Below are 20,715 nucleotides of genomic sequence, written 5' to 3'. Positions count from 1 at the left end.
ACTGAGCGGCTCGACGACTCAACGCGTCTTGCGCGTCAACAGCATGGCATCGCCGTAGCTGAAGAAGGCGTAGCGCTCGGCCACCGCCTCGCGGTAGGCGGCCATCATGGTGTCATAGCCGGTAAAGGACGATACCAGCATCAGCAGCGTCGACTCCGGCAGGTGGAAGTTGGTGATCAGGGCGTCGACGCACAGCCACTCATAGCCGGGGTAGATGAAGATATCGGTCTCGCCGCGATAGGGTGCGATCTCGCCGCTGCCGCTCTTCTGACACGCCGACTCCAGGCAGCGCACGCTGGTGGTGCCCACCGCGATCACCCGCCGGTCGGCGGCGCGGGCCGCCTGCACCTTGGCGCAGGCGGCCTCGTCGACCTCGATCCACTCGCTGTGCATATGGTGGTCGCGGATATCGTCGGCGCGCACCGGCTGGAAGGTGCCGGCGCCGACGTGCAGGGTCACGAAGGCGCTCTCCACGCCCTTGTCGGCCAGTGCTTCGAGTAGCGGCTCATCGAAGTGCAGCCCCGCGGTGGGCGCCGCCACCGCGCCATCGCGGCGCGCATAGACGGTCTGGTAGCGCTCACGGTCAGCGAGCTCGTCCTCGCGGGTGATATAAGGCGGCAGCGGCATATGGCCGTGGCGCTCGAGCAGCGTGATCATCGGCGTCTCGCCCAGGAAGTGCAGCTCGAACAGCGCCTCGTGGCGGCCCTCGACCACCGCGCGCACGTCGCCCTCGAAGATCAGCTCGGTGCCCGGCTTGGGCGACTTGCTGGCGCGGATGTGCGCCAGGCCGCGGTGCGCATCCAGCGGACGCTCGAGCAGCATCTCTACCTTGCCGCCGCTGGCCTTGTGGCCGTGCAGGCGTGCCGGAATCACCCGGGTGTCGTTGAACACCAGCAGATCGCCGGGCTCGAGCAGCTCGAGCAGATCGGGAAAGCGGCGGTGGCTGAGCGCCCCGCTGGCACCGTCGACGCACAGCAGGCGGCAGTCGCTGCGCCGCTCGGAGGGATAGCGAGCGATCAGCTCCTCGGGGAGGTCGTAATGGAAATCGGCACGCAGCATGTAGGCCATGACTCGCAGTGATAGTGGCATCGATACCTTGCCCACAGCCGCCGACTCGACCGCCTGGACAAGCGGCACAGGATACCCGGTTCATCGCGCAAAGTCAGGCTGCCCGATTGACCTGCCAAGCGGCCCACGTATAATGCATCGCGCGTTGCCGGCGTGGCGGAATTGGTAGACGCAGCGGATTCAAAATCCGCCGGGTGCAAGCCCTTGTCGGTTCGAGTCCGACCGCCGGTACCAGTTAAATCAAGCCTTTAGCGGTTCCTTCCTTGGCTTGGTTTCTCAATCAGATGCTAATGTGTCTACAGAGTGTCGACAGACCTCTGGTGAGTCATCGCGTCCACTCGATATGCATGCCAAATGCGCGCGCTCCCATTCCCTTTTGTAGCTTTTAGGCTACAATCCTCTCAATGATGGAGCTGACACACTACCTCACCGCCGACGGACACGATCCATTTCAAGTGTGGTTGGATGACACTAAGTCCAAGGATCGACAGGCCGCCATGCGGGTGCTGACTCGCCTAAACCGCTTGGCTGCTGGAAATGCAGGAGATACCAAGGCCGTTGGCGATGGGGTGCTGGAGCTGCGCATCGATTATGGCCCTGGCTACCGCGTCTATTACGCCAAGGTGGGTAGGCGCCTGGTGATGTTGTTGATCGGTGGCACCAAGAAGCGCCAGCAGGCCGACATTGAGCAGGCCAAGACGTTTCTGGCAGACCACCGAAGGAGAACCCGGACATGAAAAGCCACGATACCGCTGTGATTGAGATGCTGCGCGATGATCCTGACATGGCGATTGACTACCTACGCACTGCTTTTGACGAGCTGGACGAGGAGGGCGGAGAGTCTGCCTTCCTGATGGCCTTACGGCATGTGGTAGAGGCCCAGGGGGGGATGGCTGTCGTCGCTGAGAGGGCCAAGGTGTCACGCGAAAGTCTGTACCGGGCGCTATCCCCCAAGGGCAATCCAACGTTGCGCACCATGACGGCCGTCATAAAGGCGACCGGGATTCACTTCCACGACCTGACGCATCACGCCTCTTAAGGTTTTTAATAAACAATTGATTTTATTAATATAAACTATTCCCCAATGTGTCAGCCGACCTTGGGGGCGTACTTGATCGCGTCTGCCAGGTGGTCGAGGGAGAGGTGTGCATAGCGCATGGTCATGATGATGGTTTGATGGCCAAGGATGCGTTGCAGGGTAAGCACGTCGCCATCGTTCATCATGAAGTGACTGGCAAAGGTGTGCCGGAGTACGTGGGTACACTGACCAGGTGACAGCTGAATGCCAGCAGCTTTGATGCCTTTGGCAAAGGGCTGATAGGCGTCTGTAGGGAACACACGGCCAAACGTGAGTGTAGTGACATAGTAAGGCTGGTCAGCTGATTTTGAGAGTATGAGCACTCCCATAGAGTCAGGTGAAGATGATAACGAAGAGTCCCCGTCGCCGCGGCAATTTCAGGAACAACGATCTGACAGAGCGATTCATCAAGAGTCTGAATACGAAATGGATGCCTGAGGTTTATCACCTCAATCTTGCGGTGGCAAGACGGTTTATTGTTGATTATATGGTTGGTTGCCGAATCAGTTTTAGGCCGCACAAGTATAACGATGAACTGCCATCAGATGTAATAAAGGAGTTGCTGTGTGCTGAAAAACCAGTGGAACAACACTTGGTCACTATACATGGACTAAACCGCTGCTCTCATCAAGTAGCACATGGCGGGATAACCAAGGAGTAGTAAGCCAGATAAGATATTCATAGAGCTGGTTCTGATCTATAATTTCCCCATTACAGTAGGATCATGGCAGGGAACTATGTAGACGAACGAAGAGCCATATCTAGCCAATATGCACTACATTAGGTTGTTTCTATGTGTGATCACCATGTTCCGCAGAAGGGCTGCATCGTCAATCACGATGATGAAAGAATGGCAGGCCAAGCGGCCAGAGTCATTGACCAAACGGGTGACCAATCACACTGTATCTGACACCTAGCCTATAGGCGTTCCGGATTTGGCAACACAGCTATTCACAGATTAGGGCTACCGAAAACCTAAGACCACAGGCTATAACTATGGTATTAGAAAGAAGCGAAAAGCCTCGGCTTCTCAAGATTCAGTGTTAGATGTTAATTAGCAGGCTCAACGAATATGTTCGCAAGGTACGAATTCCTACATCAAGAGCCTGATGTGTAATGTATATGTCTTGATGATAAATGGAAGGACTTTCATTCGCCGTTTATGAATATTTCATGAAAGATGCCGAATGCTGTGGTGAGGCTTGGTTTGCCTAATAGTGACTGACCGATATGTGGTGCATGCCGGATAGCAAGTGATTTGTATAAATCAGCCTGGAATTCCTAAGGACATCACAGTGACAGAGACTACCTATGCATCCTTCACCCAATGGTACTGCGAGGGCCACCTCGCTTCCTATATACGCACGATGAAATCGCCCGGAGGAATCCTAAATTTAATTGAGGCAGCACAACCGGCCGGAGACATGTCCGATCCGGCCGTACCGGACCTTACTCTGTACCAAGACCTGCTGGGTGGCTGCCGTGTTAGCGGAAACATGGGAGGCGGGCACTTCGATGTGATGAGCGAAAGGGGGGGATTGTTTCTCGCCGCGCCGAATTTTGCCAATAGGGTCATGGTCGACGCTAGCCATCAGCTTCGAAGCTTGTCGTTTCCTCTAGCGCATTGGCAGAAAATACTCGATGAAGCCTCGGATGGGCAGCTCTCGATGGAACGCTTGCGTCTGCATGAAGGGTCATTTCATTCGCTGGCTATACAATCTTCGCTCCGGAAATTGTGGGCCTTGTCTAACGAGGAGGGGGTGCCGTCGCGTCTTCTGGCGCAGGCCGCCGGTTGCGAGATTCTCGCCGAGCTGTGCCGGTTAAGCGGGGAACCGTGCGCGCCGAAAAAGGGTGGCCTGGCCCCATGGGCTAAGCGTCGTTGTTTGGAACTGATGCGGGCGCGATTTTCGGAAGACATCGGCCTTGACGAGCTAGCGGCCGAGGTACAGCTCTCAACTTTCCATTTTGCACGCATGTTCAAGCAGAGCGTCGGCGTTCCGCCACGAGTCTACCTGACGCAACTGAGAGTGGAGAAGGCCAGCGAGCTCCTTGAACTGACGGACCTTTCGGTTACTGAGATCGCCCAGGAGGTTGGATACTCATCGAATCAGGTGCTCGCCCGGGTATTCACCAAGTATCGACACATGAGCCCAACAGACTACCGTCGGGCAGTTCGAGATACGTGAGAGACCACTAGCGGCTCTCGGTTTCGTCCTCCAATGCCTGCTGACGCGCATCGTAGGTGCTTCGCGCTTTTTCGATTTCCTGATGATATCGCAGCGCCCATTGATGCAGCGCCTGAAAAGGTGCCTCGAGTGTTCGTCCGAGAGGTGTGATCCGGTATTCCACAGCGACCGGCGCCGAGGTGAACACGCGGCGTTCGACGATGCCGTTGCGCTCCAGCCGGCGCAGCGTATGGCTCAGTGCCTTCTGAGTGATGCCTTCCAACTGACGCCTGAGCGCGTTGAAACGCAGGGGCTCTTTGCACAGTGCCGATAGTACGAGGACAGACCACTTGTCTGCGATCTGATCGAGAATCACGCGGCTGGGGCAATCGGCCGCCGCTATCGGACGAGATGTGTCGGGCATGGTGGTGTCCTCGAGGATACCTAGTGAGTTGAAAGTTGCCAGTAGGTATCTGGTATAAATCATATACCAAGATTGAAAGTCCATCCATCACCGGGAGCATGCTCCATGGCCTCATCCAACATCGACGTACTGTTTCAGCCCTTTCAACTGAAATCACTCTCGCTCAAAAACCGTATCGTCATGGCACCGATGACGCGATCGTTTTCGCCATCGGGCGTACCCGGCGACAACGTCGCTGCCTATTATCGTCGGCGGGCCGAAAACGATGTCGGCCTGATTCTGTCTGAAGGCACCACCATCGACCGACCGGCCGCTCGCAACGAACCGAACATCCCGTTTTTCCATGGCGAGCAAGCGCTCACCGGCTGGCAAAACATCATCGACGATGTGCACGCAGCGGGAGGCCGCATGGGACCACAGATCTGGCACGTGGGCTCGGTCGCAAGCTTCCTCACGGAGTGGGTACCGGACGTGCCGGTAGAAAGCCCGTCTGGCCTCGTCGCACCTGGCCAGCCGCGCGGCAATGTCATGAGCGACCAAGCGATCGCTGACACGCTCGATGCCTATGCTCGAGCCGCTGCCGACGCTAAGCGGCTCGGTTTCGATACGGTCGAAATCCATGCGGCCCACGGCTACTTGATCGACCAATTTTTCTGGGCGGCCACCAATCAGCGCAATGATCGTTACGGCGGTGCTACGCTCAAGGACCGCTCCCGGTTCGCCGCGGATGTCATCAAGAGCGTTCGCGAAGCCGTTGGCCCCGATCTGCCGATCATTCTCCGCGTCAGCCAATGGAAACAGCAAGACTTCGACGTACGCCTGGCCAATACACCGGACGAAATGGCTGCCTGGCTGGCCCCCCTGGTGGAAGCCGGCGCGGATATTCTGCACTGCTCACAGCGCCGGTTCTGGGAACCGGAGTATCCTGAACTCGATGGTGCCGATGGCCTGAATTTTGCCGGTTGGGCCAAGAAACTCACGGGCGCGGCCACGATCAGCGTCGGTTCGGTCGGCTTATCCAGCGACTTCATGGGCGCCTTCAGCGGCGAAAGCTCGACTCCGGCCAGTCTGGATAATCTCGTGGCACGGATGGAACGTGACGAGTTCGACTTAATCGCTGTCGGTCGTGCGTTGCTGGGCGATCCTGCATGGGTGAAAAAGGTGCACACCCGCGATGAGAAGTTGCTGGGCGATTTCACCAAGGAAGCGTTGGCTACACTGTACTAATCCGTAACGGTATGCCGCCACAGGCTCGGGTCACTCCAGGGCAGCCCGAGTCAATGATCAAAACAGAATCGGCCAGAGCCCACTTCAAACTAGGCTTTGTACGAAAAATTTAACATCGCTACTGTTGCCTATGCCGAAGTGGCACAGTCAAAATATGGCGGCATGCTATGAGTTTGTCAGAACGAGTACAGCATCTTTGGAAAGAGACAGTGGGGGTCAAGGCCATTACACAAGAATGATGTCGCTACCATTTTGTATTGAGTGATGTTGTTTTCAGGAGGCATGCAGGAATTGCGGGCTTGTTTTCTAAACACTGCAATATTCCTATGTGTAATGAAGTAGAGCGTATTTACTTGCAGCTGCGTTGTGAAAGAGGGGAATAAGAATTGGACATTGAAGAGTTGTTGACATTTGTGGAGGTTGCTGAGGCCGGAGGGATCTCGCCCGCTGCTCGTCGACTCGGCGTTTCCAAGTCGATCGTTAGCAGGCGGCTGTTCCGGCTCGAAACGGAACTTGGAATACAACTCTTAGTGCGAACCACTCGTGGCGCTGCTCTGACAGAAGCTGGAGCCACATTCCGTGACTATGCGGCTAGAGCTTGCACAGAAATTGATGCGGCCAGGGAAACGATCCTACCTGCCGGGGACCTGCGTGGCCGGTTGCGAATATCTGCGCCTCTGTCTTTCGGTTCAACACACTTCGCGCCAGTGATCGCGGAAATGGCACGGCGGCACCCTCGCCTACACATTAACACTTACTATAGTGATCATGTCGTTGACCTTATCGCAGCAGGTTATGACTGTGCCATACGGCTCGGCTATCTTGAGGATTCAAGTTTGATAGCAAGGCGTGTAGGGACCATTTATGGAACGCTTGTCGCGAGCCCAGGATATATCAAAGCGCACGGAGCCCCGGAGACGCCGGAAGAACTCCTCAACCATCAAGCTCTGCTGCAGGGCAGCGAAGCATGGCAGTTCATGGATGACAATAAAATCATCACGGTTCGACCGCAAGGGCGCTTCAAGGCCGATAATGGCGCAGCGCTAGTCACAGCCGCCGTTGCTGGACTTGGCATCGGTATGCTTCCAAGTGGGCTGGTGCATAAGTACTTAGCGTCTGGCGCGCTCAATCCGATTATGGATCGCTACCCCGTGCGTCCTGGAGGCGCCTATGTCATTCGCCCGCCAGGACATCATCCCGCCCGAAAAATACGAGTTCTTACCGAATTGCTTATCGAATATTTCGAACAGAATCTACACTTTGCCGAGCTAAATCACTAACTGTTCAGAATCAATGATGACTTCCTCAAGCCGGGCCTTTGCGGTTTCTATTGCAAGCTCACGTGCTTCAGGTCCAGAACCGATCTTTTCAGCATGAACAAAGGTGACATCAGTGATCCCAATAAAGCCTAGCAGTGTCTTTAAATATGGCTCTTGGAAGTCCATTTCTTTAGTAGGGCCTTCCGAATAGAGGCCGCCTCGAGATTCGATTACGATTACGCGAATACCTTTAAGCAAACCCTGTACGCCGGCTTTGCTGTATGCAAAAGTGACTCGCGGGCGAAGCACGTGGTCGAACCACGCACGTAGCGAAGATGGTATGCTAAAATTATACATAGGAGCGCCGATCAGAACGACGTCTGCAGCTTTCAGTTCATCGATGAGCTCGTTTGAAAGTGCCTGTGCGGCCAACTCGGCTTGTGTCTCGGGCATTCCTCTAACACCTGCGACAGTGTAGGCTGTGAGATGTGGTACGGGGGCATCGCTGAGATCGCGGTAAGTGACCATTGCGCTGGGGTTTACCTCCAGCACGCGCTGTACGGCGCTCCTCACCAAGAGTTGAGAAACAGATGCCTCACCCGAAACGCTGCTGTTTATAACTAGTATATTGTTCATGGTTATATATCCTGTACTAGAAAGTTACTCAGATTGGTCATCACGCTTTCGTGTTGAGAAACCAAAGTGGCGCTCGCGGATCTCCGCTCGTCCATGGGGGACTATGCTGATTCCCCTTAGCCGAGATTCGTACCTTCCTCGGGATCGAACATCGGCATGCCGGCTGCGCCTGCCGCTGCCGGCACTTCGTTCTGCAAGACATCCCAGTGCTCGGCTAGCTTGCCGTCCTCGACCCGGAAGATGTCGATCACTACCTGCGGCTCTTCTGCCCAGCCTCGTATCCGGCCGTGAATGGCGACAAGATCACCTTCGGCGATGAGCAGGCCCGGTTCGTAGTGGACGGCAGGAGACAGGGTTTCAACGATTCCCTGCAAGGCACCACGTCCCTGTGGAATGTTCGGATTATGTTGGATGTAGTTCTCGGTGTAGAGCCGTTCGACTGCCGAGGCGTCGTGGCGCTGGAAAAGTGATGTCATCGCTTCAAGTACCAAAGCTTTATTGCGATGAGGGCGATCATCAGAAGTACGATCTGCGGGGCGTGTGATCGTAAATGCGCCGGTCATCCGCAGAAACTGGCTGTCAGGTAAGGTTGCGTGCGAATGAATCAGACCACGGTCATAGTCTTGAATATTGGTGACCGTCGCACCACTCTGCTCCTGCCAGCTTACCGCGAAGAGGCTGTTGCCAAGAGGCACGACCTGTATATCGACCGTCTCGATTCGGGCAAATGGCCCTTCCTTGATCTCGAATTTCAACTGCGACACGGACAGTAGTGTCAGAATGACCTGAAGCTTTGGATAGGAAACATGCATTTCCAAGCCAACAGGGAAACTATCTACAGACATTTCACGGCCTCTCATTTTAAGCTCAGCCGGGCAGGCTGCAGTCATCACCAATGGCAGGAGGGGTTGTCGCAAGAAGGATGACGAGACTTGAACAGCCATTAGCTTTCTCGCGACGCGTCGCTGAAAAGTCTCGTCATCCTCATGCCGATTATCCTGCGCTGCCAGGCACCGGGGTATTGAGCAACTGCTGCTCCCACATGTATGCGATACTACTGCCGCCGCCATGCTGCTTCATGACCTCGAGCAGTTCGACAAGGTGTTCGGTCCGCGCCCAGTCTCGTTGCCATTCGGACGCCAATGCCATCCAGGTCATCATATTCACACCGGCCGCAATCATGCGCTGGATGGCGACTTCGTGAGCCTCCACAGACGTACCGCCAGACGCATCCGTGATGACAGTGACGTCCCATCCCTCGCCAGCGGCCTGGATCGCCGGCATGGCGACGCACACCTCGGTCCACAGGCCTGCGATAATCAGCTGCTTGCGGCCCGTTGCCTTGACCGCGTCCACCGTCGGCTTGTCTTCCCAGGTGTTGACAAAGGTGCGGTCGATGATCTCCTGCCCAGGGAAGACATCAGTGATCTGAGGAAAGATGTCGCCGCCCTGGGCAGCGACCACGCTTGTCAGGATGGTGGGCACATTGAAGGCTTTGGCAGTCTTCGCCAGGGCCGCCGAATTGTTAATTACCATCGTTGGTTCGTGGCTGTTCAGATTCGAGAGCTGGTAAGGCTGGTGGTCAATCAGGACCAGAACCGAATCTTCAGGGCGAAGAAGAGAATCGAGACCGTTACGAAATTTCATGTTTACATCCTTTTAAATAGTGGAAAGAACGAGGCCACAGGAACAAAGCTTAGTGTTCGGCTTTGAGCCTTGCGGCGCACAACCTGCTGCGTTGGTACCGATCTTGCTGCTGATGCGATTCACGGCGAGGGGCACGGTCCGAACGACCATGCCAGATCCCACTAAGGCCTCTCCGGCAGATCTGGTGCGGCGGCAGCTTCAACCGGCTCAGCCGAATGTGGGGATTCCAATGGTAAGGCGCTTGCCGGGTGAGCAGAGCGCTGGTGAAATATTCGTGTAAGTACTGCTTCTGGACGAACCACACTTATGGGTTGTTTTAGCACCCTTCTTAGTGGGCTTTGCGTCCCGCATGCTATCGCAGATGATTATTTCTCCGATTGCTGGAGACCGGAATCATGAACATGAGCCATGGCGCTAAGGCTGCTGTTGTTCTGCATGCGAAAGCTCTAGATGCTAGTTCTACTAAGCAGCCCTTTCCCGGCGCGCCGTTAGAATCCGTAGAGGCCGTGCGTCGGTTGATTGTTGATGCTCAAAATGTGTTGCAGAGCGATAGCGAAACCGCGATCGTGCGGCTGTCCTTGGCGATCGATCTACTGAACCACACCGACAAAAGCCATTCAGCGCGTAACCGCTTCATAGGGGGGCTGGCGGGTTGGCAAATCAAGCGCTTAGATCGCTTCATCGTTCAGCATATCGATTCTGCCATTCGCACAACGCAGTTGGCGGCGGCTCTTAACCTGAGCACCAGCTACTTTTCCCATGCATTCAAGCAGGCCATGGGGGTTGTCCCCCAGGCTTATGTTGCGCATAGGCGCATCGAACTGGCCCGCCAGGCAATGTTGGACAGTCGCATACCCTTAGCCGAGATCGCGTTCAATCATGGATTTTGCGACCAATCCCACTTCAGCCGGACGTTTCGTCGCGAGACAGGGCTAACTCCACAGAAGTGGCGACAAATATTTGGCCAACACGGGGATAGAGGCGGCATTGATTGACTTGTTGTTTTAATATCAAAGCCGATGCCAAGGAAACAAGGCGTCCGTGCCTATTTCTTGGGAAGCTTCAGTCTACCTTCGGTAGCTCGTTGGGTCGTAGGTCGAATATCAATACTTCGGCCTGTTTGCCATTGGTGATTAGCAGCTTGTCGGCATGCCAGATCTTTATTCCATCACCTTCTTTCATTCGGTGTCCATTGATAGATAGCGAGCCGCTTACAACATGGGCGTAAACATGCCGCTCACCAATAATAGACAATTCACCTTGCTCACTTTTGTCAAATAGCCCTGCATAAATGCGCGCGTCCTGATTGATTTTCAAAGAGCCGTCTTCGCCATCGGAAGAAATAATGAGTCGTAGTTTTCCGCGCTTCTCTGCCGCGCCGTAGTGCTGCTGCTGGTAGCGGGGTTTGATTCCCTTGGTTGAGGGAGTGATCCAAATCTGAAGGAAATGAACCGACTCCGTCTCACTGGCATTGAATTCGCTGTGCGAGACACCAGTACCGGCGCTCATTAACTGAACGTCGCCGGGGCGGATCACCGATCCGGTGCCGAGTGAATCCTTATGAGCCAGCTCTCCTTCGAGGACGTAAGAGAATATTTCCATATCACGGTGCGAGTGCTTGTTGAAACCGCTGCCGGCTGCGACTCGATCATCATTAATCACCAACAGGTCGGAGAATCCCACCTGTTTAGGATCGTAGTACGAGGCGAAGGAAAAGCTATGGTGGGACTTCAACCAGCCATGGTCTGCCTCGCCTCGGTCAGCCGCCTTGCGTATTTCTATTGTGTCAATCATTTAGGTCGCTCCGTTATAGGGCCGTCGTGGGGCTTGTGTCACTCAGGACTATCTATTGCCGAAAAAATTGCTGAGCATTGGTGCATCAAGTGGCGACATTAGATCTGACATAATGCCAATAGGGGATAAGTATGGCTTGGATTGGTCTGTGGTCTTTGTCTCTCTTAGCGGTGAAAGAGGTGGCTTAGGCTTAAAACTCGATGAAGCCGCGCTGAATGCCAATTGACACTGCGTGGGTGCGGTTGTTCGCTGAAAGCTTTTCCATGATGCTTCGAATATGCCCCTTGATGGTGTCTTCCGATAGCTTAAACTGAGATGCGATTTCTTTATTGGATTTCCCTCGTGCCACGCACTGCAAGACTTGTATTTCGCGATCACTCAAAGCGTCCTTGTCGAGATGGCTGGCCAGTTCGGCAGCTATTTCCGGTGGGAAATGGCGCTTACCTGCAGCCAGCAGTCGTATGGTATCAACGAGTTCCTTTCGCAATGTGCTCTTAAGTAAATATGCTTTAGCGCCGGCCTTGATGGCATGTAGCGCTCGCACATCGCCGCGATAGGTAGTGAGTATGGCGATACATGCTTCGGGAAACTCCGTACGTATCGCCTTAATTGCCTCAATGCCGTTGACATCCGGCATTTGTAGGTCCATCAAGGTAACATCCGGGCGCAGCGTCCGAAACATTTCCAGCGCTTCGTTACCGCCACTTGCCTCAGCTATTAAGACCATGTCGGGTTGCCCGTCGATGACTGCCGCAATTCCTTCCCGTAGTAAGGGATGATCATCGACTACCATCACGCGAATTGGTTGATTTGCTTGCGACACGTTTAGCTCCTTTGCCTACTTAGTCGTTGCCACCAGCGCTGAAGACGAGTTAGAGGGCGAAGGTAGGCTGATGATGCCTGAACGCATAAGCGAACCTCGGTACCCCTAGGGCGGGCTCGCTGAATAATCAGTTTCGCACCGATGTTGCAAGCACGTTCCTGCATGCCGGACAGGCCCCAATGCCCCGGCCGTCCGAGTGGATTGAGGTAGCGAGAGTCCACGCCGACGCCATCGTCGGTGATCTGTAACTCGAACTCACGCAAGCCATGGACGATATGCAGGTTGATATGCGCGCTACCGGAGTGCTTGAAGGCATTGAGGATAGCCTCGTGCCCAATTCGATAGGCTTCTTCTCGGACGATGGGATTCAGTCGGCGATGTGCACCACGGGAAGATGCTATGAATACGGCTGTGTTGTCCTGAGCGTATTCGCGGCCGACCTTGGTCAAGGCCGCGAGCAGATTTACTGACGAAGATTCAGAGCTGCGAAGATCTAGCACCCGGTCACGTCCCTCGCTGACAACTTGGTCGGCACGATCAAGAATCTGATCCATCTGGATGCGTGTCGGTTCACCTTCGGGAATCGTTTGTGTAATAGCCTGAAAACGTAGTATCAGGCCTTGTACGCCTTGCAGAAAAGTATCATGAAGTTCGCGAGCTATTCGTTCGCGCTCGGCATGCCGTGCCTCAAGGCGCGCGCGTAACTGCTCTGCCGAGCGCCGCATACTAGCACGGTATAGCAGCCACAAAAGGCCGGCCAGCATTAGGCCACTTGCAGTGAGAAACGTCGGTTGCAGGTAGAACACTTGTGGTACGGAAAAGGACAGCGTTGCTTCGTCTTGGCTAGTAACACCAGCTTGATTGAGAGCGAGGACCCGGAAGCGATAATCGCCAGGGGGAAGTCCGGTATAAATAGCGTGGCGCTGAGAGCCAGCGTGGTGCCAGTCGCGATCGAAGCCATCCAAGCGGTAGCGAAAGTGAACCGCCTCCGGACTTGATAAGCTGAGAGAGGTGTAACCGATCTCGATCCTTTTCAACCCTGCCAGAACCATCGACGATGTTGCCGGGAACTCCACACCATCGACACTCAGGGACTCGATAGCGACTTTCGGGGGGGCGTCGCGCTTATTATGGCGAGTTGGATCGATCTGAACCACACCGTTGGCAGTGGCAAACCAGAGTAGTCCTCCACTATCACGCACTGCGGTCGGTAGTGGAAGCACTTGGTGCGGATCGCTTGTTAGACCACCCATGACATCATAGGTCCGATAACGAATGTCATAGTCAGGATCTGCTATGGCCTGTTCCAGCTCGGGGGCTGGAATCTGGTAGATTCCTGATCTTGCGTGCACCCAAAGATCGTTGTCTCCCGCAGACGCATTCTGGGCTTGCGAAGGCGCGGCAATGATGGCGTAAATATTGTCGAATAATCCATTGTCTGGTAACTGTAATCGGTGGAAGCGCGAGCCATCGAAATACGCCATGCCGCGCTGTCCACCGACTCAGCTGCGCTTCCCTTGGTGACTGATGGCAGTCACATGACCAACCTGCAAGCCGTCTGCTAGCCCCCAGTGGCGTGTGCCGAAGACGTTACGAGTGACGATCAGATTGTCGCGATAGCCGAACCAGAGCCGACCCTGATCATCGGCCGCAGCGCTTACGGGCATTATCTGACTAGGCAGGGAGGGCGATTCAACACGAGTCCATGAGCCTTCACGCCATGAGAACAACCCTTGCCTGTTGATCGAAACCCAGAGAGTGCCATTCGCACCTAAAGCCATGGCACGTACCGCTGAGTCCGGCAAGGCACTGCTGGGCAGGTCGGTAACTTTTTCTAAATGATCGCCGCGCGATCGCCAGATTCCATTCGGCCCACCCATCCAGATACGTCCTTGCCCATCTGTTAGCGCCGAGGTTACAGGTGGTGGAGCGTTCAGCGAGTCGAGGTGATCCGCTTTCAGCCGCATCGCCGGAAGATTGCCGCTTCCAGCCCATATGCTGCCGTCAGTGCCGGCAGCTAAGGCAAAATTGATCGCATTGTCAGGCAGTGGTGCCATCGCTACGGTGCGAGGACGAAATCGGTCGAGCCCTGAGCTGGTTCCGACCCAGATGTTGCCTTCGCTGTCTTCCAGCAGCGGCCAGATGTAATCCGAGCTTAGGCCATCTCGGCTGGTGTATTTTTCTGTAGCCGTTTCGCTAGTTCCTATCTGTGCAGACGGCTGTGCCAGATAGTGGGTGCCATCGCCGATGGTGCCAACCCACAGCGCGCCGGCGCTGTCGAACAATAGGCCGCTGTTACCGCCTGCCGACGTGGGCAGCCGTTTAACCTCGCCAGTATCGGGACTGAAGCTCTGCAGCGTGCCGTTATAACGATCGGCCACCCAGATGTCGCCGTCCGGCGCTTGGACGATCTGGCTCGCCCAGGCGACCGATAGCCCAGTGTCGATAAAGGATCGAGCATTCTTGGGTAGGTAGAACAAGCGCTCCTCATTGGCAGCCCATAGCACACCGCTGCGGTCGACGAACACTGCACTCGAATGCAAACCCGGAAAATTCATCTGTGTGGAAATGCGCTGCCATTGCCTGCCATCGAAACGCGCCAGGCCATCGTTGGTGGCGGCCCAGATGTGACCTAGTTGGTCTTCGGCAAGACTATAAATGACCCCACCAGGAAGTCCGTCCTGGGGTGGATAATTAGCCATTTCATTCGACGAGATGAAGCGCAATCCGCCTGCACGTAGACCAACCCAGAGCCCTGCATTGGTCGCTAGCAATGCCGAGACGGTACCCAGAGCTTGCCCATTGGCTGGTTGATATCGAGTAAAACGTACGCCATCGAAGCGCAGCAGCGAGTCATTGCTACCCAGCCAAAGATAACCGTCATGCGTTTGAGCTAAGGCTCCCACTTGGCTCGGGCCGTTGTCGGCAGCTGACCAGCGGCTGTGTTCCAACTGCCGGAAGGCACGGGCCTCGGCCTGTGGTGGCCAGTTTAGGGCCGCGAGAATCAACCATAGCAAGCAGGCTAAAGCGGCGGCCTTGAGCGTAGCGCACTCGTTTGAGTCACTGGGCAAGGCTGCCTGAGTGCTTGAAGCCTTCATTCATGAACGCCTGATACGTTACTAAAATCTTCCTGACTGAGTCTGCGACCATTCGATCAAGTAGTCTGCCACCTCTTCCCAGCCCGGTTCGGCGATCAGCCAATGGCTACGATCTGCGAAACATTCGAATGATGTGGGCGCAATCGACTGATGGTGATGATTATAGATGGCTTCCACGAGACTGGCTCGGATAACATGGTCCTTTTCTCCAACGATCAGCAGCAAGGGGGCACGCTGGTCATTGGAGAAGTCGACGCTGCAGCGGATGCCCAGGAGGGTTTCGTAGAGAATACGTCGCGGAGCAGCCACGATGTGCCGTCGATATGCCGCACATTGCTCGTATGATGACAGGCGTTGCGCGACCTTGGTAGCAAAGTACTCGAACGTCATCTCTGCCTTATGCGCCCATACACCGCCATTGAGTAACAGTGGCAACAGATTGAAAGCTAAGGCACTCCGCTGGACACCGCGCGGTGGGATGGGAGCGATAGCGATTCCGGCCGTGCCCAAGCCGCGGTCCAGTAGCAACTGAACAACCAGGCCTCCGACTCCGTGGCCGACAAGCAGCGGTGCATAAGGCAGACCCTCTACTATGGAGGCATAGTGGTCGATAATTCGAGCGAGTCCGAGGGGGGCTGGGCGTGCGCCTGGCAGCACTGCCCCCGACTGTGAACGCAGTGACGGCCAGGGCGGGGCGAGGCAGGTATATCCACAAGCCGAGAAGCGCCCCTTGAAATGATTCCAAATTGCCGGAGTCAGCCAAGCGCCGTGGATGAACAAAACTGTTCTATTCATGGCCGATACTCAGCACGTACTCCGGTGAGCTGCGGGGCAGTAAAGGAAGTCGCTTCCGGCTGCCTTTGACCTGAAAGAGTACTCAAAGTAGCTTCCCTATGGTGGTGAATCGCGTTTGGTTGTGCTGAGGGCTACTCAAATTTTGCCCATGGTCCGCTAAGGTTTGCCAAGTTGAAGGCAATGCTTGCCGGCCATGCCAATAAAAAATGGCTTAGCGCAACGCTCGCTGGCAGTCAACCTGCGAGCCCAATGGTATAGAGACTATGCCAAGGTGCGCCACAGGCTGATTGGATGGTTGTGCGTTTATGTGATGGACTTGTGGTAAGTTCGGAATCTCGAATTAGCATTGCGTTTGGGACTTGAGACTGCCCCCGTAAACTCCGTCTTTTTTCCGATTTGCCTTTTCTGATCATCGCTCGTCGACTTTCAGGCATAACCTAATGAAGCGTATTCACTGCAGCACCTGCAGTGAATACAAGCAAGTCTCGACGAGTTATTCTTGAGCGATCACCGACCTGAGCGCTTTTCACCATCGACTTTTGAAGTTTGTGACAGTTGTTGCTAATTATTAATGGATTAATGGCTATCTTGGCTATGATAAGACCAGCCAATGAGGAGTTTTTATGTACAGGGTTGTTGTATTGTGATGAGAGTGCTGGAAAGTACGAACGGCGCCTTTTAAAAACTTGATTGAGGCCTAAAATGTCAGAGGCGATTCATCATGTGGCGAAACGAGGCCTCGAAAATGGACATTGAAGTATTGCGAACGTTTGTAGAAGTCGCTGATGGTGGTGGAGTCTCCGCTGGTGCCCTCCGACTTGGCATTTCCAAGTCGATCGTCAGCCGAAGGCTCGCGCGGATCGAAGCTGAACTCGGTGTCCAGCTGCTTGCACGATCCACCCGCGGCGCAGCCCTGACAGAAGCAGGTGCTACGTTCCGATATCACGCAGCCAGAGTCTGTGCAGAGATGGATATAGCGAGGGAGACGATGTTGCCTGCCGGCGACCTACACGGTCGACTACGCATCGCTGCTCCGCTTTCCTTTGGTTCGACTCACTTGGCTCCCGTGTTCGCGGAAATGTCGCGGCGCTATCCCGATCTCCACATCCACACCTGCTACAGCGAGCACCTCGTAGATATTATTTCAGAAGGTTTTGATTGTGCAATTCGGCTTGGCCATCTTACGGATTCCAACCTGATTGCAAGACGCATCGGCCCGCTCAACAGAAAGTTGGTTGCGAGCCCAGAGTATATAGAAGTCCATGGAGTGCCTGAAACGCCTTACGAACTACTCACCCATCGTGCACTCATGCAAGGTACTGAGTCCTGGCAATTCGTGGATGGGGCGAAGGTTGTCAAGATCCGACCGCAAGGACAATTCAAAGCCGACAACTGCACAGCGCTGGTCGCTGCCGCCCTGGCTGCTGTCGGCATTGCGTATCTACCTGAAGTGCTTCTTCAGGAGCATCTGGCCTCGGGCGCACTTGTGCCTGTCATGACGAACTACCCGATACATGATTCAGGAATATTTGTCGTTCGTCCTCCTGGTAAGCATCACTCTAGGAAGGTAAAGGTCCTAACTGAGATGCTGATAGAGAGGATCGGCAAAGACCTGCACCTTACCGGGGATGAGGCGACCACTGAACCAAGACGGGCTATAAGATTCGCCCCTCCTCGAGCGCTCGTGAACGGATAGTTCAGCTCTCCCAGCACTTGTTCTGGGCAAATCAGAGCGGGCACATTTTTCAAGCTGAAGTCACCAATTGATTTCTCTTGGCGTTTGGTGCTCAAGGTAGAGTGGGCCGGCAGCTGTGGTACTCCTTCTCAAACTTGTAAAAATCTAACGCCGTTTCAGTAGCCGCGCCTGAAGTGCTGTACTTGAGCTCACTATTAACCGCGCCTGGCTCAATAGAGGTAACGCGCACATTTCTCCCTACTTCCTGCCGCGACCCCCTCAGAGATCGCTCGAACGGCAGGCGAGTCGCTCGATTATCGAGAATTGCTCGGTAACCCCGACATCAAGAGAGCGGTAGCTTTTTTAATATTTTCTTCTCTTCTTCAACCCGACACAGCTTGCGTTTCAGCTTCTGAGCTTCACATTGCTCAGGCGAGAGAACAGCAGGAGCGGTTGCACCGCTCTTTGTTGCTTTCTCCTTAGAGGCATGTGACTCAAATGGTGGTCAATGCATCAATAGCTTCTGCTATCGGCGTGTTTCCTGCAGTTAGTTCAAGAATCTTGCGGCTCACCATGGGGGTATGGAGCAGCGCTGCAAGAGTTGCCGCCACATCGTCACGGCTGACTTCGGTGTGGAGCTGGGCTACCCCAAGATTAATGGTTCCGGCACCCGGGGTCTCCTTCAGGGCGGACGGACGCAGGATTAACCAGTCCAGGCCACTCTGGGTGAGTTCTATATCTGCCCGCTTTTTCACCTTGATATAGTGCTCGAAGCCTTCATGCATATGCCTTTCGCGCCATGCCTCGGGAAATACTGACACAAGGAGAAACCGCTTAATACTAGCCAACTTGGCAGCTTCTATCGTCTTGGTGATGCCATTACCATCGATTGCTTCGGTTATGTCACTACCAGCGCCCCCCGCGCCAGCACTAAAGACAATGGCGTCACTTCCCTGCATGGCTTGCGCTAGTCGCTGCGGATCAATGCTCATCAGATCTCCGAAGGTGCCGGTTATACCGATGCTAGCGAGCATTTGGGCCTGGTCTGTCTGACGGTAAAGGCCATCTACCTCGTCGCCCCGCTCCTTTAAAATGCGTGCTAAACGAAATCCCACCTTGCCAGTGATTCCCAAAATAAAAATCTTCATCTTAATATCTCATGTAAGAAAATGGGTAACAGTTCGATGGCGCTCAGAGCCCACCAAGACTGATGTACTTGAGTAGGAGATACTCCTCAATGCCATGTGAGGAACCCTCGTTGCCGAGTCCGCTATCCTTGACGCCACCTAATGGGGGGTAACTTCCGCGGTGACCAAGCCTGAATTGACACCGACCATGCCGCTTTCCAACGCTCGAGAAACTCGAAACACGCTGGATAGGTCACGGGTATAAAAATACGCGGGCAGTCCGAACTCAGAAGCGTTGGTTGCATCAACCCACTGGTCGTTGATATAGCTTTCTTCCCGTAGCCAACCGGCTGATTTATATGGCTCAACATCGCATTGCTTCTACTTTTTTGAATAGTTTTTCTGTAACTATCGGCGCAACCTGGCCCCAGTTCTTGAAGGGCCAGGTCGATCACTTCCTCTGAATTAAGACAGCCAATCTGCTTATGAACTTGGTCTCTATGTGAGCTGTTTTAGGAGTACAGTAGCTGCCGGTGCCGAGGATGCTGGGTTTTGACCGGTGGTCAGCAGACCATCAGTGATGACGTAGGATCCCCAGTCGTCGCCTTTCGAAAAGATACCACCCTTGGCCTTGAGTTCGTCTTCGACCAGAAACGGCACGATGTCGGTAAGGCCGACAGCGGCTTCTTCGCTGTTGGCAAACCCTGTGACTTTTTTGCCTTCTACCAGCGGGCGTCCGCTTGGCGTTTTAACGTGGCGGAGCAGGCCTGGTGCATGGCAAACAAGTGCAACGGGCTTTTCGGCAGCGAGGAACGACTCAATCAGCGAGATTGAGTTTTTATCTTCGGCGAGATCCCAAAGAGGACCGTGGCCGCCAGGATAGAATACGGTGTCGAAATCGGCTTGTGAAACGCTATCCAGGCGCACGGTGTTGGCGAGTTGGGCCTGGGCGTCTGCATCTGCCTCAAAGCGGCGAGTCATGTCAGTCTGGAAGTCTGGCTCGTTGCTCTTCGGATCGAGCGGCGGCTGACCACCCTTAGGCGATGCCAGCACGATCTCTGCGCCGGCTTCTTTGAACACGTAGTAAGGCGCGGCCAGCTCTTCGAGCCAGAAGCCGGTTTTGCGGCCAGTGTTGCCAAGTTGGTCGTGTGATGTCAGCACCATCAAAATTTTCATGTCTTTCTCCAATCGGTAGGTGGTTTTATTAGACCGGTCGTCTCGAGGCGAGGCGTAAAAAAGTACCCTTGAGAGAACATTCTCGAGTAGTACCTCCACATCTCTCCCCGGTCAGGCGGAAAGATGAAGAATCTGGCGAGTCGTCTTCATAGCTATTTCAAAAGGATGCGTGGTACGTCCAATTTTCACCATCACGCTGGCACCTAACCAGAGCTGATAAAGGCTTTCTGCATTGTCGTGAGCAGATCCCTTGATCGATAGCGAACCATCTGCCATACCAGCCTCAATAGCTTGCGCAAGACGACCGATGATGCCCCTAGTACCGCGCTTGAGCGCTAAACGCATTGTTTCCGATAAGTCGGCTACTTTCGCGCCATGTGTGACCGCAATGCATTTGCCCTGACAAAGCAATTAGCTGGGTTGAACACTTTATCACTGTAGATCTCTAAGCCATCCGGTCAGCAGCGCGGCTCTATATGCGACGTCAACTACTTTGGCCGCTTGGCGACAATTAAAATGGCCGGTTGGGTGGGGTAATTGTCGTCAGTCTGACGACCCGGCTTTTCCTCCTTGTAATTGACGTTGATAAGCACGCTTACGGTAGCTTTCCCCGCTCAGCTCCATCAGCGTGGCGTGGTGCACCAACCGGTCGATGGCGGCCACCGCCATCATGCTGTCGGGGAAGATGCTGTCCCAGGCGCTGAACGGTTGGTTGGCGGTGAT

Annotated in this window: 23 protein-coding genes and 1 tRNA gene; 8 read left to right on the top strand and 16 right to left on the bottom strand. The window is 54.7% G+C overall.

Annotated features, from left to right (window positions below; all coding sequences use genetic code 11):
* Positions 1-18: 18 nt before the first annotated feature.
* Positions 19-1,059 (bottom strand): tRNA preQ1(34) S-adenosylmethionine ribosyltransferase-isomerase QueA, encoded by a 1,041-nt coding sequence (gene queA / locus CK498_RS18050; protein WP_095622529.1) that lies wholly within the window; start codon positions 1,057-1,059, stop codon positions 19-21.
* Between the two features lie 156 nt (positions 1,060-1,215).
* Between queA and CK498_RS18045 the strand changes: the two genes are divergently transcribed.
* The 3 genes from CK498_RS18045 (at position 1,216) to CK498_RS18035 (ending at position 2,107) form a co-directional block, all read left to right on the top strand.
* Positions 1,216-1,302 (top strand) — tRNA-Leu (locus CK498_RS18045).
* 170 nt (positions 1,303-1,472) lie between these two features.
* Complete coding sequence (locus CK498_RS18040; RefSeq protein WP_095622249.1) at positions 1,473-1,805, top strand: type II toxin-antitoxin system RelE/ParE family toxin; 333 nt, start codon at positions 1,473-1,475, stop codon at positions 1,803-1,805.
* Complete coding sequence (locus CK498_RS18035; protein WP_095622248.1) at positions 1,802-2,107, top strand: addiction module antidote protein; 306 nt, start codon at positions 1,802-1,804, stop codon at positions 2,105-2,107. The genes CK498_RS18040 and CK498_RS18035 overlap by 4 nt, the downstream gene beginning before the upstream one ends.
* Positions 2,108-2,157: 50 nt before the next feature.
* Here the strand turns inward: CK498_RS18035 and CK498_RS18030 are convergent, their stop codons facing one another.
* Complete coding sequence (locus CK498_RS18030; RefSeq protein WP_095622247.1) at positions 2,158-2,475, bottom strand: tyrosine-type recombinase/integrase; 318 nt, start codon at positions 2,473-2,475, stop codon at positions 2,158-2,160.
* Between the two features lie 966 nt (positions 2,476-3,441).
* Between CK498_RS18030 and CK498_RS18025 the strand changes: the two genes are divergently transcribed.
* A complete protein-coding gene (locus CK498_RS18025; protein WP_217987806.1) occupies positions 3,442-4,332 on the top strand; it encodes an AraC family transcriptional regulator in 891 nt (296 codons plus the stop codon).
* A 7-nt stretch (positions 4,333-4,339) separates the two neighbouring features.
* Here the strand turns inward: CK498_RS18025 and CK498_RS18020 are convergent, their stop codons facing one another.
* Positions 4,340-4,735: a winged helix-turn-helix transcriptional regulator gene (locus tag CK498_RS18020; protein WP_095622527.1), complete on the bottom strand. Its 396-nt coding sequence runs from the start codon at positions 4,733-4,735 to the stop codon at positions 4,340-4,342.
* Positions 4,736-4,840: 105 nt separating this feature from the next.
* Between CK498_RS18020 and CK498_RS18015 the strand changes: the two genes are divergently transcribed.
* Together CK498_RS18015 and CK498_RS18010 are read left to right on the top strand one after the other, a co-directional pair.
* Entirely contained in the window at positions 4,841-5,962 is a 1,122-nt protein-coding gene (locus CK498_RS18015) for an NADH:flavin oxidoreductase (RefSeq protein ID WP_095622246.1), read from the top strand.
* Positions 5,963-6,348: 386 nt separating this feature from the next.
* The gene (locus CK498_RS18010; RefSeq protein WP_095622245.1) at positions 6,349-7,242 is read left to right on the top strand and encodes a LysR family transcriptional regulator; all 894 of its coding nucleotides are present in this window, start codon (positions 6,349-6,351) and stop codon (positions 7,240-7,242) included.
* Here CK498_RS18010 and CK498_RS18005 read toward each other — a convergent pair.
* The 3 genes from CK498_RS18005 to CK498_RS17995 all read right to left on the bottom strand — a co-directional run bounded on the left by CK498_RS18005 (position 7,231) and on the right by CK498_RS17995 (position 9,504).
* Complete coding sequence (locus CK498_RS18005) at positions 7,231-7,857, bottom strand: FMN-dependent NADH-azoreductase (RefSeq protein WP_095622244.1); 627 nt, start codon at positions 7,855-7,857, stop codon at positions 7,231-7,233. The two genes, CK498_RS18010 and CK498_RS18005, sit on opposite strands and share 12 nt — an antisense overlap.
* Positions 7,858-7,973: 116 nt before the next feature.
* Positions 7,974-8,801, bottom strand: coding sequence for a nuclear transport factor 2 family protein (locus tag CK498_RS26390; RefSeq protein ID WP_217987805.1), 828 nt, complete (start codon positions 8,799-8,801; stop codon positions 7,974-7,976).
* Between the two features lie 49 nt (positions 8,802-8,850).
* Positions 8,851-9,504 carry a hydrolase gene (locus CK498_RS17995; RefSeq protein ID WP_095622243.1) on the bottom strand — a complete coding sequence of 218 codons (654 nt, stop codon included), beginning with the start codon at positions 9,502-9,504 and terminating at the stop codon, positions 8,851-8,853.
* Between the two features lie 395 nt (positions 9,505-9,899).
* Here CK498_RS17995 and CK498_RS17990 point away from each other — a divergent pair, with 395 nt between their 5' ends.
* Complete coding sequence (locus tag CK498_RS17990; protein WP_176475835.1) at positions 9,900-10,499, top strand: helix-turn-helix transcriptional regulator; 600 nt, start codon at positions 9,900-9,902, stop codon at positions 10,497-10,499.
* A gap of 67 nt (positions 10,500-10,566) precedes the next feature.
* Here CK498_RS17990 and CK498_RS17985 read toward each other — a convergent pair whose 3' ends face one another.
* From CK498_RS17985 to CK498_RS17965, 5 genes are all read right to left on the bottom strand, one after another.
* Complete coding sequence (locus CK498_RS17985) at positions 10,567-11,298, bottom strand: pirin family protein (RefSeq protein ID WP_095622242.1); 732 nt, start codon at positions 11,296-11,298, stop codon at positions 10,567-10,569.
* Positions 11,299-11,488: 190 nt separating this feature from the next.
* Positions 11,489-12,121 (bottom strand): response regulator transcription factor, encoded by a 633-nt coding sequence (locus tag CK498_RS17980; RefSeq protein ID WP_229359132.1) that lies wholly within the window; start codon positions 12,119-12,121, stop codon positions 11,489-11,491.
* 2 nt (positions 12,122-12,123) lie between these two features.
* On the bottom strand, positions 12,124-13,605 hold the full coding sequence (locus tag CK498_RS17975; RefSeq protein ID WP_095622241.1) for an ATP-binding protein: 1,482 nt from the start codon (positions 13,603-13,605) through the stop codon (positions 12,124-12,126).
* Positions 13,606-13,623: 18 nt separating this feature from the next.
* Entirely contained in the window at positions 13,624-15,219 is a 1,596-nt protein-coding gene (locus tag CK498_RS17970) for a ligand-binding sensor domain-containing protein (protein WP_095622240.1), read from the bottom strand.
* A gap of 21 nt (positions 15,220-15,240) precedes the next feature.
* On the bottom strand, positions 15,241-16,014 hold the full coding sequence (locus CK498_RS17965; RefSeq protein ID WP_095622239.1) for an alpha/beta fold hydrolase: 774 nt from the start codon (positions 16,012-16,014) through the stop codon (positions 15,241-15,243).
* A gap of 745 nt (positions 16,015-16,759) precedes the next feature.
* On the opposite strand from CK498_RS17965, the gene CK498_RS17960 reads away from it, so the two are divergent.
* Positions 16,760-17,710 carry a LysR family transcriptional regulator gene (locus CK498_RS17960; RefSeq protein WP_095622238.1) on the top strand — a complete coding sequence of 317 codons (951 nt, stop codon included), beginning with the start codon at positions 16,760-16,762 and terminating at the stop codon, positions 17,708-17,710.
* Between the two features lie 473 nt (positions 17,711-18,183).
* Here the strand turns inward: CK498_RS17960 and CK498_RS17950 are convergent, their stop codons facing one another.
* The 5 genes from CK498_RS17950 to CK498_RS17930 all read right to left on the bottom strand — a co-directional run.
* Positions 18,184-18,837, bottom strand: a complete 654-nt coding sequence (locus CK498_RS17950) for an SDR family oxidoreductase (RefSeq protein ID WP_095622237.1) — start codon at positions 18,835-18,837, stop codon at positions 18,184-18,186.
* 138 nt (positions 18,838-18,975) lie between these two features.
* Positions 18,976-19,095 carry a hypothetical protein gene (locus tag CK498_RS26715; protein WP_267873757.1) on the bottom strand — a complete coding sequence of 40 codons (120 nt, stop codon included), beginning with the start codon at positions 19,093-19,095 and terminating at the stop codon, positions 18,976-18,978.
* A 219-nt stretch (positions 19,096-19,314) separates the two neighbouring features.
* Positions 19,315-19,992, bottom strand: coding sequence for a type 1 glutamine amidotransferase domain-containing protein (locus tag CK498_RS17940; RefSeq protein ID WP_095622236.1), 678 nt, complete (start codon positions 19,990-19,992; stop codon positions 19,315-19,317).
* A 111-nt stretch (positions 19,993-20,103) separates the two neighbouring features.
* On the bottom strand, positions 20,104-20,403 hold the full coding sequence (locus CK498_RS17935) for a TetR family transcriptional regulator C-terminal domain-containing protein (protein WP_407645874.1): 300 nt from the start codon (positions 20,401-20,403) through the stop codon (positions 20,104-20,106).
* Between the two features lie 132 nt (positions 20,404-20,535).
* The coding region (locus CK498_RS17930) for an ATP-binding protein (protein WP_176475834.1) at positions 20,536-20,715 on the bottom strand (180 nt) is incomplete at its 5' end.

The organism is Halomonas salipaludis (assembly GCF_002286975.1).
In the GTDB taxonomy this organism is placed as follows: Bacteria; Pseudomonadota; Gammaproteobacteria; order Pseudomonadales; family Halomonadaceae; genus Franzmannia; species Franzmannia salipaludis.
The sequence above is the reverse complement of the archived record's forward strand: the minus strand, read 5'-3'. Positions and strand labels throughout refer to the sequence as shown.